At 38.6% G+C, this 14567-nt stretch carries 11 protein-coding genes; 1 reads left to right on the top strand and 10 read right to left on the bottom strand.

Annotation, left to right across the window (positions count from 1 at the left end; genetic code table 11):
* Positions 1-8: 8 nt before the first annotated feature.
* Together ACI6PS_RS02275 and ACI6PS_RS02270 are read right to left on the bottom strand one after the other, a co-directional pair.
* The gene (locus ACI6PS_RS02275) at positions 9-3080 is read right to left on the bottom strand and encodes a SusC/RagA family TonB-linked outer membrane protein (protein WP_421010926.1); all 3072 of its coding nucleotides are present in this window, start codon (positions 3078-3080) and stop codon (positions 9-11) included.
* Positions 3081-3194: 114 nt separating this feature from the next.
* Complete coding sequence (locus tag ACI6PS_RS02270) at positions 3195-4625, bottom strand: glycoside hydrolase family 28 protein (protein WP_421010925.1); 1431 nt, start codon at positions 4623-4625, stop codon at positions 3195-3197.
* 253 nt (positions 4626-4878) lie between these two features.
* On the opposite strand from ACI6PS_RS02270, the gene ACI6PS_RS02265 reads away from it, so the two are divergent.
* Complete coding sequence (locus ACI6PS_RS02265) at positions 4879-5904, top strand: LacI family DNA-binding transcriptional regulator (RefSeq protein ID WP_421010924.1); 1026 nt, start codon at positions 4879-4881, stop codon at positions 5902-5904.
* Positions 5905-5940: 36 nt separating this feature from the next.
* Here ACI6PS_RS02265 and ACI6PS_RS02260 read toward each other — a convergent pair whose 3' ends face one another.
* Genes ACI6PS_RS02260 through uxaC form a run of 8 tightly spaced genes read right to left on the bottom strand, consistent with a single transcriptional unit; the run spans position 5941 to position 14561 of the window.
* Entirely contained in the window at positions 5941-7548 is a 1608-nt protein-coding gene (locus tag ACI6PS_RS02260) for a UxaA family hydrolase (protein WP_421010923.1), read from the bottom strand.
* Positions 7549-7559: 11 nt separating this feature from the next.
* Entirely contained in the window at positions 7560-9020 is a 1461-nt protein-coding gene (locus ACI6PS_RS02255; protein WP_421010922.1) for a tagaturonate reductase, read from the bottom strand.
* A gap of 3 nt (positions 9021-9023) precedes the next feature.
* On the bottom strand, positions 9024-10553 hold the full coding sequence (locus tag ACI6PS_RS02250) for an MFS transporter (RefSeq protein WP_421010921.1): 1530 nt from the start codon (positions 10551-10553) through the stop codon (positions 9024-9026).
* 40 nt (positions 10554-10593) lie between these two features.
* Positions 10594-11262: a bifunctional 4-hydroxy-2-oxoglutarate aldolase/2-dehydro-3-deoxy-phosphogluconate aldolase gene (locus tag ACI6PS_RS02245; protein WP_421010920.1), complete on the bottom strand. Its 669-nt coding sequence runs from the start codon at positions 11260-11262 to the stop codon at positions 10594-10596.
* Positions 11263-11264: 2 nt separating this feature from the next.
* A complete protein-coding gene (locus ACI6PS_RS02240; protein WP_421010919.1) occupies positions 11265-11780 on the bottom strand; it encodes a LacI family DNA-binding transcriptional regulator in 516 nt (171 codons plus the stop codon).
* Positions 11781-11796: 16 nt separating this feature from the next.
* The gene (locus tag ACI6PS_RS02235) at positions 11797-12819 is read right to left on the bottom strand and encodes a PfkB family carbohydrate kinase (protein ID WP_421010918.1); all 1023 of its coding nucleotides are present in this window, start codon (positions 12817-12819) and stop codon (positions 11797-11799) included.
* Between the two features lie 13 nt (positions 12820-12832).
* Complete coding sequence (locus ACI6PS_RS02230; RefSeq protein ID WP_421010917.1) at positions 12833-13186, bottom strand: cupin domain-containing protein; 354 nt, start codon at positions 13184-13186, stop codon at positions 12833-12835.
* Positions 13161-14561, bottom strand: a complete 1401-nt coding sequence (gene uxaC / locus ACI6PS_RS02225; RefSeq protein WP_421010916.1) for a glucuronate isomerase — start codon at positions 14559-14561, stop codon at positions 13161-13163. The genes ACI6PS_RS02230 and uxaC overlap by 26 nt, the downstream gene beginning before the upstream one ends.
* Positions 14562-14567 lie beyond the last annotated feature (6 nt).

Genomic DNA, 14567 nt, shown 5'->3' with positions numbered 1-14567 from the left:
TGCTTTTTTTATAAATTTAAACTTAAACCAAACTGATATGTAATTGAACTCACACGACCAGTGCTGAACGGAGCCGTAGCCCATTCTGGATCATATCCATCATAATCCGTAAATACGAATGGATTCAATACGTTGGCATAAATTCTTAATTTCTTGATTTTTAATCTTTCTGTCAATTCCTTGTTGAATGTATATCCAACTGAAATATTTTTCACTTTCACGAAAGATGCATCTCTGTACATACCCATTTTTTGACCTTGAGCATTTCCTGCAGTGTTCCAAAAAGCACCTTCGTTTCTTGGCATCGGATAAGTATTTGAAGCCTGTGCTGGAATACCTGCACTGTTTTCTGGAATATACCAATTGGCAATATCCAATCTTTGACGTCCACGGTCTTGCAAATCAAGAAAGTTTTCGTGGAAAGGGCTGTACGCCATAGCGCCTTGGCTGGTAAAAACTGAGAATGAAAAATCAAAATCGCCAACTGTCAAGGTAGAATTCACACTTCCAGTCCAATCTGGATCAGAATTTCCAATTACCTGCCTGTCGTTTACAGCATCAATAGCACCATCACCATTCAAGTCTTTTACTCTTGCCTGACCTGGAGTCTGATTGTAAGTTGCCGCCTCAGCTCTTTCACTTTCCTGCCAAACACCATCAAAAACATAGTTGTAATAGGAATTCAAGCTCTGTCCCAGATGTAAGTTATTACCAACATCACTCACATCACTCTGACCATAAATAGATTCTAATTTATTAGTGTTTTTTGAAAATACAAAAGTTGTTGACCAGGAAACTTTCTCCCCTACAATATTTTTCGTCGTCAAGCCAACTTCTACTCCTTTGTTGCTTACGGAACCAACATTTGAATAAATTCTTGGCCAGCCTGATTCAAGAGGCATTCTTTGTTCATATAGCAAATCTTTTGACAATCTATCGTATACATCTATGGTTCCTGAAATTCTGTTATTGAAGAATCCAAAATCCAAACCAACGTTTAATTCTCTTGTTTTTTCCCATGTTAACTCTTTATTGGCCAAGGTAGCTGGTACGAAACCATTTGCTGTTGTCGCATTAAAATCATAATACAACTGACTATTAAGTCCGTTTAATGTAGTGTAAGGCTGTACATTACTATTTCCTGTATAACCAAAACTTACCCTTGGTTTAAGTACGCTTACCACTTTACTGTCTTTCAAGAAGTTTTCCTGATCTAATTTCCAAGCAAATGCTGCCGAAGGAAATGATTCCCATTTATTGCCTTCAGCCAAAACAGATGATCCATCCCATCTGATAGAAGCTGTCAATAAATATTTGTCTTTAAAGGTATAATTCAAACGTGCTGCGTATGAATTTAATGTTCTCTTAGTATAAGTTGAATTTACATTAAATGTACTTTGAGGACCTGAACCAATATTGTGAAATCCTGTATCAAACGGTTGCAAACGAGAGTTTAACTCACTGGTTTCAAATGTATTTATGTTGATACTTTGCAGTCCTAAGAAGCTAAAAGCGTGGTTTTCATTTTGAAAATTCACATTTACCTGGTTGTCCCAAGTCTGATCATATCCATCTGTATTTACCAATGATGAAGAAGGAAGCTGTGGATTTCCTCCGGTAGCATTCGCTACACCTGTGTTCGTTAAAGCACCCCAGTATTTTCCTCTTTTTGATGTATTGAAATTTCCAGAGTAAGATGTTCTAAAAGACAACCACTCATAAGGATCGTATTGAAAATAAACATTTCCAATAGCTCTCCATCTTTTGATTTGATCTGATGTATTGGCAATTTCTAGCAATGGATTGTAAGTACTGGTTTTGTCAGTAGCAGCAGTACCGTTTGGATAAAATAATTTACCAGGAACTGGAGCCAAATCGCCCACAATTTCGTTACCATCTGCATCTATTTTCCAAGGTGACAAGAATGGATTTAATCTGAAAGCATCCCTCATTGCCACATCACTTCCCAATTGCTCGTCTGTCTTTACAACGGTCAAATTAACACCTGTAGAGAATTTGTCGCTCACCTTATGGTTAAGCCCTGCTTTCAAAGTGTACTTATCGAGCGATTCATTTTCTATTGTACCTGTTTCATTTTGAACACCCAAACCTAAGTTGTACGACATCCCACCTTCGGAACGCCCTGTTATGTTCAAATAATTATTTTGCTGGATACCATTCTGCAAAACAGCATCGTACCAATCAAATGTCTTACCGCTGTTCACCCTTTCCATAAAAACAGGATTGGCTGCATTTCCTACTGCTCCTTGGATCTGTTCAGGTGTCGTAGTTGTATAATTACCTCCGTTTACAGTGGCAAGGAAAGCCGATTGATGGTAGTAGAACCATTTATCTCCATTCATCATTTTTGGCAGACGCGCTACTTCTTTTGTTCCGAAGGATGATTCAAAATTTACATTGAATCCTGACTTGGAAGCTGATCCACTTTTTGTAGTAATGATTACCACTCCACTTGCTCCTCTCGATCCGTAGATTGCCGCTGAAGAAGCATCTTTCAACACGTCCATCCTTTCGATATCCTGAGGATTTAGGAAACTGATATCATCAACAGGCGCTCCATCTACAATAAACAAAGGTTTTGAATCCAATAAGATAGAGTTCTTACCACGGATCGTGATATTAAATCCATCTCCCAATCTACCAGAGTTCGAACTGATCTGTACCCCGGCAACATTTCCTTGAATTGCTTCCAAGGCACTGGTTGTATTCCTTTCGGTAACATCTTTTGCACTGATGGTACTTACGGTTCCTGTCAAATCTCTTTTTTTAACGGTTCCATATCCAACAACTACAACTTCTTCCAATGTCTTTTCATCGGCAGCCATTACAACAGTTAATGTTTGTTTTCCATTTAATGGAATCTCTTGTGTTTGATAGCCCATTGAACTGATAACGATTACTGCATTAGGACCAGCCACTCTTAACGAGAAACTACCATCAATATCAGTAGATGTTCCATTTGTTGTTCCTTTCTCCATTACAGTCACGCCTGGAATAGACATACTGTCTGAAGCATCGGTTACTACACCTGTTATATTTGTTCCGCCTTGTGCATACATATTTTGCCCTTGAAACAGGGACAAAAACAGAAATAGAGTAAAAATAAATTTTAGCCTACTTAAAATTAAACATTTGATTTTCATAATTACATTGTTTGTTAAGATTGGTTTGTTTTAAGGTTGTGCAACTTTTTCATTATTAATATATGTATCGATTACCTGAAGATTTGAAACATCCTTCAATTTGAATGCTTGCTTTACTTTGTCAATTTTTATGTTCTTAAAAATTATATTGTCAATTTTTGATTTTTCCAAGCCATCAGCAAAAATGGCATAGTCACCTGCATCTTTGACTGTGAAGTTTTCCAAAAAGACATTACGGATTTGCGGAATGAAGTTTCCAGTTTGGTTTCCGTAAACAGAATAATGCATTGTGATGTGCAAAACTGCTTCCTTTACTTTTCCAACTTTGATATTTCGAACATACACTCCATCGACTACACCGCCTCTTTTACTGTTTGTTTTAAGCCTGATTGCTCGGTCTAAATTCGGACTGTCCATCGTACAATCTTCTACAAAAACGTTCTTTACTCCAGCCGACATTTCACTGCCAATCACAACACCACCGTGACCATCAATCATGTGACAGTTTCTCACGATGATGTTTTCGCTCATGATCCCTACTCTTCTACCTTCATCATCACGTCCAGCCTTGATTGCAATACAATCATCACCTGTGTTGAAAGTACAATTCTTGATCAGGACATTTTTGGAATATTCAGGATCACAGCCGTCATTATTTGGTCCATGGCTTTGAATATTTACACCATCCACAATTACATTAGTACATTTAATAGGATGAAGAATCCAGAAAGGCGCGTCCACAATCTTTACGCCTTGAATCATTACATTCGTACATCCAAAAGGCTCAAAGAAATTAGGTCTCAAGTAATGTCCTTTTCCAAAAACTCTTTTTTCAATCGGCACATCTTTTTCGGCCATATCCATCAATGCCGGAAGATTTCCTTTGTCTTTTTGAGACGGCTGTCCTTCCACAAAACCATAAATATGTCCTTCAGAAGTACTTCCTTTCCACGGCCACCAATTGGTTTCATTTGCCTGACCGTTTAAAATTCCTTTTCCTGTTACCGCAATATTTGTCTTTTTGTAAGCATATATTAAAGGAGAGTAATTCATCAATTCCAAACCTTCAAATGAAGTATGAACAATTGGATAATCTTCTGGATTTGTACTGAAAAGAATTTCTGCACCTTCTTCCAAATGGAGGTTTACATTATCTTCCAAATGAATAGCTCCTGTCAAATATTTACCTTTTGGGACAATTACTTTTCCTCCACCTTCTTTTGAACAAGTTTCGATGGCTCTTTTGAAATTTTGTGTACAGTAGGTCTTCCCATCTGCCACAGCTCCAAAAGCTATAACGTTATAGTTTGCTTTTCTAAAAAAAGGCTCTTTAATAGCCTGCTCAATTTGTTTTAGATTTTCCCAAGGTTCCTTCATTTGCTTGGAGAGAACTGCGTTTTGCTCCGTTTTGCAAGAAGTCAAAACCAGTGCTCCAATCAAGAGCGTCCACTTGGCTTTCATAATACATTTTAGGTAATTTGACATTTTAAAAACTTTAAATTAATGTAATCGATTACCAAAAATAATTAATCTTATAATAATAGCAAAGTTTTTTTTCAGAAACTTTAAAAAAAACTTAAAAAAAATATGCATATCATAGTTTAGAACTAAAATAATCCTAATAAAACAAGGGAATTACTGGCCAATTATAAAATAAAAAAGTATACATTTGTGCAACAAAATGCAACTCGATTAATTTCACCTGAATACCTTTATGCGAAAGAAAATTACCATTTATGACATTGCTACCAAGCTGAATATCACGGCTGCAACTGTTTCCAGAGCATTAAACAACAATCCAAATATCAGCAGTTCTACCAAAGAGCTTGTTCTTGAAACAGCTGAAAAAATGGGCTATGAGCAGAATAAATTGGCGCTAGCTTTAAAAAGTGGCAAGAGCAATAATGTAGGAGTTGTAGTTCCAAGGATTGATACTAATTTCTTTGGATCAGTAATCAGAGGAATTGAAGAAGAACTGACTCCTTTTGGTTACCATGTAATCATTTGCCAGACAAATAATGACCAAGAAAAGGAAAATGCCAATATTGATGCGCTTTTAAACTCGCAAGTAGATGGTATCTTTATATCCACTTCAAGCAATGATATTAAGTCGTTTGAAAGAATTTTAAAGAAAGATGTCCCACTGATATTTTTCGATAGAAAAAAGACGATGAACAACGTCAGTTCAGTAACCATCAATGATTTCGAAGGAGGATATAAGGCAACACAGCATTTAATAGATAACGGATGTGAACGAATTGCACACTTTTCGGGTGACTTAAATATTGAAATTTTTAGCGATCGTTTTGCAGGTTACAAGCAAGCCTTGAGCGATAATGGAATCGATTACATTGAAGAGTATGTCATAAAGACCCGAAGTAATATTGAAGATGGAAAAAAAGCAATAAAAAAGCTATTGAAGTTAAAGAATCCGCCCGATGCCATCTTCTCTTCAAGTGACTGGGATGCTTTGGGAGCCATTCAAGAATTAAAATCAAAAAACCTTAAAGTACCCGAAGATGTTTCTGTAATCGGTTTCAGTAACGAACCCTTTACAAAGTTCATGGAATTGTCCATCAGTACAATCGACCAGTTTCCTTTAGAAATGGGAAGAATCGCTGCAAAAGTATTCTTGGAACAGGTCAATAATTCGGAGAAAGTCAAGATTGAAAAGAAAGTGGTTCTTGATCCTGAGCTCATCATCAGAAAATCAACAAAGAAGACAACTTCGAAAGTATAAAAAAAACCGTTTAGAAATTCTAAACGGTTTTTTGTTTTACAATGATACTCCCCTTTTCCACGGAATAAAATCATCTTGCTCGAGCAGATCGGCTTTCGTTTTGATCCTTCCGCTGGCTACCTCAATGATATAATCAATAATGTCTTCGCCAACTTCAGCAATCGTTTTGGTTCCGCTGATTACATCTCCTGCATCAATATCAATGATATCGCTCATTTTCTGAGCCAAATGCGTATTTGAAGAAATCTTTACAACCGGTGCAATCGGATTCCCCATCGGCGTTCCCAAACCTGTTGTAAACAAAACAACCGTTGCTCCTGAACCTACCAAACCTGTCGTACATTCTGCGTCGTTTCCTGGTGTATTCAATAAATTCAAACCTGGTTTTGTAACGTATTCGGCATAATCCAATACGTCTGAAACGGGTGCCGCACCTCCCTTTTTAGAGGCTCCGGCCGATTTCATAGCGTCCGTAATCAAGCCGTCCTTGATATTTCCCGGTGACGGGTTCATGTCAAACCCCGAACCTGCATCAACCACAGATTTTTCAAAAGCCTTCATCAACGAAAGGAATTTGTTGGCTTTTTCTTCGTCCACACAACGGTTCATCAGCTCCTGCTCTACACCGCAAAGTTCTGGGAATTCAGCCAAGATCGTCTTTCCGCCCAAAGCCACCATAATATCCGAAACCACGCCAAGTGCTGGATTTGCAGAGATTCCAGAAAAACCATCAGAACCTCCGCATTCCAAACCAACAACTAATTTTGACAATGGCGCAGGCTTTCTTTCAATGGCATTGGCTTTTAAAATAGCCGCATACGAATCTTTGATAATCGTTCGTAACATATTGTCAACCGTTCCCATCTGCTGTTGCTCATAAATCAGGATTTCTTTGTTGAAATCTGGATTCATATCCTTCAAAACCTTCTTGAAAATATCAATCTGTAGATTTTGACAACCCAAACTCAAAACCGTAGCTCCAGCCACATTCGGATTGTTTACATATCCTGCCAAAAGCTTCGCCAACACTTCAGAATCCTGACGGATACCGCCACAACCGCCCGCGTGCGTGATAAATTTTACTTCTATATTGTTTAATTCCGGCCTTCCGTCAGTTGATTTTGGAGCTTCCACTTCCTCATTTCCCATCAACGAACGCAAAAGCATCTGATAATCGTCCTGCTTTTTTGGAAGCAATTCGTTTTCAAAAACTTCTTTTAGCTTTTCAATGTTCTTGTTTTCACAGAAAACCAATGGAAAAAACAGCCATACATTTTCAGTTCCCACTTGCCCATCTTCCCTGTGGTATCCCATGAACGTCTTGTCGTCCCATTTTGAAACATCAGGCGCCGTCCAAGGCAAAGTCATCGTCTTGTGGCTAACTTCTTCGCTTTGATGCTTTACGTTTACGGTTGTCAGCACTTCGCCTTTTTGAATGAACTGCGTTGCTTTTCCAACCAGGACACCATACATATTGATGCTGTCGCCTATATTCAAATCATGCTCTGCAATCTTGTGCTTCGCCTTGACATCTGTGGCAAGAATAACGGTATTTCCTTCGAATTCCACACGGTCTCCTTGTACCAGATCGGTCAAAGCTACAATCACATTATCTGCAGGATTTACTTTTATTAGTTTTTTCATCTCAATTTTAATTAAAATTGTTTTTTAAAATTCTCGAAACCTTTTTCAATTCCGTTGGATTCAATTTCATTCAAGGCCAAAATCACAGCTTCTGTCAGACCTTTTACTTCGTTCAAATCTTCATCCCAGAATTCTGTATTGGCTAATATTTCCTTCGTTACTTTTTCAGAATTATTTGAACTCCAAGCTTCTTTGAAAGCATCCGCAATCTCTTGGTTGTCTTTTATCGGAAGTGCATTCCCATTCCATTCTCCTTGGTAGAAACGAATCGTACAAGCCAAAGAAAACGTCAAATAAATTGGGAGTTTTTGGTTCAATTCTACATATTTCAGTAAACTTGGCAATACACGTACTTTGAACTTTGAAATTGAATTCAGTGCAATATCAGACAGTTGGTGCTTGATAAACGGATTCCTGAAACGGTCTAAAACTTCTTCTGCAAATTGATTCAATTCTGATTGATCCATATCCAAAGTCGGATTGATTTCGTCAAAAATTACCTTGTTTACAAAATCACCAGTAAACTCATCGTCAACACTTTCCTTTACCGTTTCATTTCCGTATAAGATTGAAAACGGAACCATAGCCGTGTGTGCTCCGTTTAGAATTCGCACTTTTCGGGTACGATACGGTTGCATGTCGGAAACGATTTTTACATCCAGATTGGTCTTATCGAAAGGCAATTTTGCTTTCAATTTTTCATCGCCTTCAATCACCCAAAGGAAAAATGGCTCGGCTGTCACAATCAGATTATCTTCATAATCAATCTTGCTGTTATATTCTTCAATTTCATTTCTCGGATAACCCGGAACGATCCTGTCCACCAATGTGTTATGGAACGTACAAGCTGTTTCTAGCCAATTTTTAAAACCTTCCTCCAACTTCCATAAATCAGCATATTGCAACAGAATCGATTTTAAAGTATCAGCATTATAATTGATCAATTCGCACGGAATGATTGTCAATCCTTTAGCATTATCTCCGTTAAAATGATGGTAACGCTCGTGCAATAAAACAGCCAATCGCGCTGGAAAAGCCTTTGGAGGCGTCATATCCATAGTATCAGAATCAATGAATTCAATTCCAGCTTCTGTTGTATTTGAAATCACAAATTCCAATTCTTCTTCTTTGGCCAATGCCAGAAATTGGTCGAATTCTGTATAAGGATTGATTCCTTTTACAATATTATCAATGACTTCAATCTCTTGGATCTTTTCACCTTTTTTAATTCCGTTTAAGAACAAAGTATACAATCCGTCCTGTTCGTTCAGCAGGTGGACCAGACCGCCTTCAAGCGGTTGCACAACGGCAACTCCTGCATTAAAATCTACTTTTTTATTCAATACTTGGAAAGCATAATCTACGAAAGCACGCAAAAAATTCCCCTCTCCAAATTGCACTACTTTTATAGGCAACTTTGCTCCTTTTCCTAGATTCTCCCTATTTAATTTTTGTTTTGTCTGAGTACTCATTTCTTAATTTTTGATGACTTTATAAGTTGGAACCAACGATTTCATAACTGCCCACGCAATCAAATACGCAACAGCACAAACCGAAAAAATAATCATATATCCTTTGTCAATACCGTCTACAACAACGGCTCCTGATTTTTCTAATTCTGCAAAGAAGCCTTCCGGCAAACGCTCATTTACAAACTGTGGGAATTTTTCCAAAAACGGAACGCCGTCAACCGTAGTCCATGTCTTATGTGAATAATCGAATAAAACTCCAGAACTTTTGTTGATGATGAAAGAACCGATTCCTCCTGCCATTCCGCCTATTCCTGTGATGGTTGCAATGGCCCTTTTTGGAAACATATCGCCCACCGTCGAGAAAATATTCGCCGACCAGGCCTGATGCGCCGCTCCTGCAACTCCAATAATCAATACCGGAATCCAATAGCTGATTTCACCTCCAGGTTGTGCCAACAAAGCCAACAGCGGGAAAAAGGCAAAAATCAACATCGCTCGCATCCTTCCAGCATAAGGATTCATTCCCTTGCTGTCCACGAAATATCTTGGCAACCAGCCTCCAATGATTGATAAAAGTGTAATCACATACAACACAACCAATGGAATTGCGCTTTCCGTACTGTCCATTCCGTAAACGGAACTCAAATAGGCCGGTGTCCAGAATAGATAGAACCACCAAACTCCGTCGGTCATGAACTTTCCGAAAATGAATGCCCATGTCTGTCTGTATTTAAAGCATTGTTTTAAGGTGAATTTTGTATCTACTCCGGTTGTGGCGTTTACTACAGAATCTTCGATATCTTGCTGAATATAAGCCAATTCCTCTGCGTTTACTTTTGGATGCGCTTCGGGTTTTTTATAGTAGAAAATCCACAATCCCATCCACACAAATCCCAAACCACCGATAATGATAAAGGCCATTTCCCAACCCATTGCCTTTGCAATAAACGGAATCGTAAGTGGTGCCGCCAAGGCTCCAACGGTTGCTCCGGCATTGAAAATACTGGTTGACAACGCCCTGTCCTTTTTAGGAAAATATTCAGCCGTAGCCTTGATGGCTGCAGGAAAGTTTCCTGCTTCTCCAACTGCCAAAACAAAACGGGCAAAAATGAACAACGTAACACTGGTGCTGATTACAAGCGAAACATCGTTGATATTACTGATAATTTCCTTAGATTCTTCAAAACCTACAAACCAATTTCCTGTGATGATTCCTGATGTTGCAATACCGCAAAAAGCGTGTAAAACCGCACCAATCGACCAAATGAAGATTGCCCAAAGGAAACCTTTTTTGGTATCCATCCAATCGACAAATTTTCCTGCGAAAAGCATGCTTACCGCATAAAAAATGGAGAATAGTGCCGTGATGTTTCCGTAATCATTGTTGTTCCAATGGAATTCCGGCTGTATGTAATCTTTCCAAGTAAGTGAAAGTACTTGACGATCCAGGTAGTTTATGGTCGTGGCAATGAAGAGTAATCCGCAGATGCTCCACCTGAAATTGGTTGCCTTTTTTGGTGTTTCTTGATTCATATTTTAATGGTTTCTTGGTTGGTTTTGGTTGATCAGAAAATTACTTTCTAACCGATTTGATAATAGATAGGGCTTTTTGGGTGTCTGAAGTCAAAGCCGAGAAATTCTTTTCTGAAATGATTTTCTCACTGATCAATTTGCTTCCCATTCCTACACAGACAACGCCTGCATCAAACCATTGCTTCAGGCTTTCTTCGGTTGGAGAAACACCACCCGTTGGCATGATTGACGTCCACGGCTGTGGTGCCAAGACCCCTTTTACAAATTGTGGTCCGTACACATCGCCTGGAAATAATTTTATGATTTCACAGCCCATTTCTTCTGCTTTTGCAATTTCTGTCAATGAACCGCAACCTGGCGACCATAGCACTTTTCTTCGGTTGCAAACGATTGCGATGTCTTCCCTAAAAACAGGCGTCACAATGAAATTGGCTCCCAATTGCAAGTATAACGAAGCCGCTGCCGCATCTGTAACAGAACCTACGCCCAAAATCATTTCTGGCATTTCCTTGATCGAATATTTCACCAATTCGGCAAAAACCTCGTGGGCAAAATCGCCTCTTGCCGTGAATTCAAAAAGTCTTGCACCACCGTCATAACAAGCTTTCACAACATTTTTGCACAATTCAATATCTTGATTGTAATACAAAGGAACCAATCCGGTTTCCTTCATTTTTTGTGCGACTTCTATTCTTGTAAATTGTGCCATTCCTAATTAATTTGGTTTAATAGATTTCCGAAAATTGCCATACAATCTGCTTTCAAGACATCTAAATTCTGACTTTTTGTAATCTGCACAGACTCGATCGGAATCGTATTTATTTTATTATAATTTGCTTTAAATTCATTTCTGTTTGTAGAAAGGACAATGGCTCCGTCCACACTTCCGTCGTTGATTTCGTCTAAATAAACGACCTCTTTTGCGGTACTTTCAAACGATTGGAAAAACATGATCCGGTAACCCGACTTGGATGCCATTTTCTGGATGTTGCACAATGTTTCACTGTAGAAAGCATCGTTTACTTGAGGTAGAATCACTGCAATGATAAACGATTTGCTTTTTCGCAATGAAATGGCATTCTTGTTTGGAACGTAATTTCTCTGGTAGGCAAATTCCTGAATCCTTTTCTTGGTTTCCACATTGATGTCCTGCTTGTTGTTCAAGGCTTTGGAAACCGTTGAAACCGAGAAACCAGTCAGATGCGATATTTTTTTCAATGTTATCATACTCTAAAATTCACTATTATCTCGAAACTTTTCCGGAAGAATCTCCGCTAACAATATTTTCTATTTCTTGCAAAGTCGCCAAATTATAATCGCCCACAATTGTGTGTTTCAAGCAACAGGCGGCCACTGCAAAATCAATGTTTCGTTGTAAATTATCAGGTGTTGTAATCAGGCTGTAAACCAATCCGCCCATAAAGGCATCGCCCGTCCCTACCCGATCCACAACCGGAGTTACTTCTTTTACAACTGCCTTATAGATTGAATTTCCATCGTATAAAACACCGCCAATTCTTTGGTGCGAAGCACTCACCGAATAGCGTAAAGTGGTTGCCGCGATTTTCAAGTTTGGACTCCTTTCAAATAGCTTTGAATAAAATCCTTTCAAGGCCACTTCATCCGTATAATCTGGATCTACCTTTTCCATTCCCAGCATGAAATTAGCCGTATCGATATCACCTAAGATTACATTGCAATAGCTTAACATTTCCGGCATGACCTCGCTTGGCTGTTTGCCGTATTTCCATAATTTAGAACGGTAATTCAAATCGCAGGAAATGGTCAAGCCCAGTTTATGTGCAGTTTTTATCGCAATCAGACATTCTTCGGCCGCATTTTCTGAAATCGCCGCCGTAATACCGCTGAAATGGAACCACGTTTTTCCTTCGAAGATTTTTTCCCAGTCAAACGCTCCTTTTTCAATCGATGCAATCGCACTGTTGGAACGGTCGTAAACCACATTGCTTCCTCTGTTTCCAGAACCTGTCTCCAAGAAATAAATCCCCAAACGGTCACCACCAAAAATCACATTATTGGTATTGACTTTCATTTTTCGCATTTCCTTCAAGGCACATTCTCCAATTTCATTTTCTGGCAAACGCGTTACAAATTCGGCTTCGATGCCATAATTTGCAAGAGAAACCGCGACATTGAATTCGCCTCCGCCATAAGTTGCCGAGAAGTTTTTCGACTGTGAAAAACGCAAATATTTTTCGGTCGAAAGACGCAACATGATTTCTCCAAAAGTGACTACCTTACTCATTATTTTTCTTGTATTATTTTATAAAATCTTCGCGCATCGGACTGAACGATTCAATCAAAGTACCTTCTTCCAGACAAACAACGCCGTGCATTAAATTGGTTGGAATAAAAAACGAATCACCTGTCTTTAATACTCTTTTTTCTTCTTCAATCTGAACTTCAAATGATCCGGAGGCAATGTAAGCGACCTGGGAATGGATATGCTGATGAAGATAGCCGATACCACCTTTTTTGAAACGCACAATCGTCAGCATCAGCGAGGCATCAAAACCAACGACTGCCCGGTCTAAATTCTCATCGATTTTTTCCCAATTGTAATTGCTGCTTTCTAAAAACATCTGACTAAAACTTAAAGTATTCTTTTGCATTGTTGTAACTGATGTCGGTAACCATTTTTCCGATCCATTCCATATCGTTTGGCAATTCGCCACGCTTGATTTCATCTCCCAAAAGATTGCACAAAACACGTCTGAAATATTCGTGTCTAGGAAACGATAAAAAACTTCTTGAATCGGTCAACATTCCGATAAAACAACTGATCAATCCCATATTTGACAGGGCATTCATCTGTTTTGTCATTCCGTCTTTCTGGTCTAAAAACCACCATCCTGATCCAAACTGTACTTTTCCTTTGATGCTTCCATCGTTGAAGTTTCCAATCATCGTCGCCATCACTTCATTATCCGCAGGATTCAAGTTGTAAATGATGGTCTTTGTCAATTTATCTTTGGTATCCAAAGCATTTAAAAACGCAGACAGGTTCTTAGCTTGAGAAAAATCTCCAATGGAATCCCAACCTGTATCTGGCCCTAAAATACTGTGCATTCTCGCGTTATTGTTACGAAGAGCACCTAAATGAAATTGTTGTACCCAACCAAATTGGTGATACGCTTCCGATAAAAACAACAAAATGGCACTTTGAAATTTTAAAGCTTCCAAAGGCGTAATTCCTTCTTTTTTTCTTTTTCTCTTAAAAATCGATTTGATTTCGCTTTCTGTAAAATCTTCGAAATAAATCTGATCCAAGCCATGATCAGAAAGCTTGCATCCGTTTTCATTGAAATATGCAATTCTCTTGGAAAGTGCCTGGCGTAAATCATCATACGTATTGATTTCCAAATCAGCTGCTTTAGCCAATGAATCGATGTAGTCGTTATACGTTTCGCTTGAAATCAAAATCGCTTTATCAGGACGGAAAGCCGTACTCACTTTCACTGAAAAATCACTGTTTTTTAGCGCTTGGTGGTATTCTAAATTATCTATTGGATCTTCCGTCGTGCACACCAACTCAGCATTTGCCTTCTTTAATAGATTCTGGCAAGAGAACTCCGGAGTGGCCAATTTTCGGGAAGTTTCTTCGTAAATCGCTTCCGCCGATTTTTCATTCAATAAATCATAAATGTCAAAATAACGCGCCAATTCCAAGTGTGTCCAATGGTACAAAGGATTTCGCATCGTGTACGGAACTGTTTTTCCCCATTGTAAAAACTTGTCCTTATCTGAAGCATCGCCTGTAATAAATTTTTCTTTTACACCCAGCGTTCGCATTGCTCTCCATTTGTAATGGTCGCCGTTGATCCAAACATCCGTAATATTCTTAAAGATGTTGTTTTCTGCGATTAACTTTGGAGATAAATGATTATGGTAATCTATAATAGGCTGGTTTTTAGAATAGTTGTGATACAATTCTTCAGCATATTTATTTTCTAATAAAAAGTTGTCGTGGATAAATGTCGTACTCATCTTTAT

Origin of the sequence: Flavobacterium sp. PLA-1-15, from assembly GCF_049060005.1 — a bacterium.
GTDB lineage: Bacteria > Bacteroidota > Bacteroidia > Flavobacteriales > Flavobacteriaceae > Flavobacterium.
This window is presented reverse-complemented; position numbering and strand designations above follow the sequence as displayed.

What these genes read in the sequence shown, in the direction of transcription:
- ACI6PS_RS02270 (WP_421010925.1), bottom strand. Translation starts at nt 4,625, where the DNA reads ATGAAAGCCAAGTGGACGCTCTTGATTGGAGCACTGGTTTTGACTTCT.
- ACI6PS_RS02250 (WP_421010921.1), bottom strand. Translation starts at nt 10,553, where the DNA reads ATGAATCAAGAAACACCAAAAAAGGCAACCAATTTCAGGTGGAGCATC.
- ACI6PS_RS02245 (WP_421010920.1), bottom strand. Translation starts at nt 11,262, where the DNA reads ATGGCACAATTTACAAGAATAGAAGTCGCACAAAAAATGAAGGAAACC.
- uxaC (WP_421010916.1), bottom strand. Translation starts at nt 14,561, where the DNA reads ATGAGTACGACATTTATCCACGACAACTTTTTATTAGAAAATAAATAT.
- ACI6PS_RS02230 (WP_421010917.1), bottom strand. Translation starts at nt 13,186, where the DNA reads ATGCAAAAGAATACTTTAAGTTTTAGTCAGATGTTTTTAGAAAGCAGC.
- ACI6PS_RS02240 (WP_421010919.1), bottom strand. Translation starts at nt 11,780, where the DNA reads ATGATAACATTGAAAAAAATATCGCATCTGACTGGTTTCTCGGTTTCA.
- ACI6PS_RS02265 (WP_421010924.1), top strand. Translation starts at nt 4,879, where the DNA reads ATGCGAAAGAAAATTACCATTTATGACATTGCTACCAAGCTGAATATC.
- ACI6PS_RS02275 (WP_421010926.1), bottom strand. Translation starts at nt 3,080, where the DNA reads ATGTATGCACAAGGCGGAACAAATATAACAGGTGTAGTAACCGATGCT.
- ACI6PS_RS02260 (WP_421010923.1), bottom strand. Translation starts at nt 7,548, where the DNA reads ATGAAAAAACTAATAAAAGTAAATCCTGCAGATAATGTGATTGTAGCT.
- ACI6PS_RS02255 (WP_421010922.1), bottom strand. Translation starts at nt 9,020, where the DNA reads ATGAGTACTCAGACAAAACAAAAATTAAATAGGGAGAATCTAGGAAAA.
- ACI6PS_RS02235 (WP_421010918.1), bottom strand. Translation starts at nt 12,819, where the DNA reads ATGAGTAAGGTAGTCACTTTTGGAGAAATCATGTTGCGTCTTTCGACC.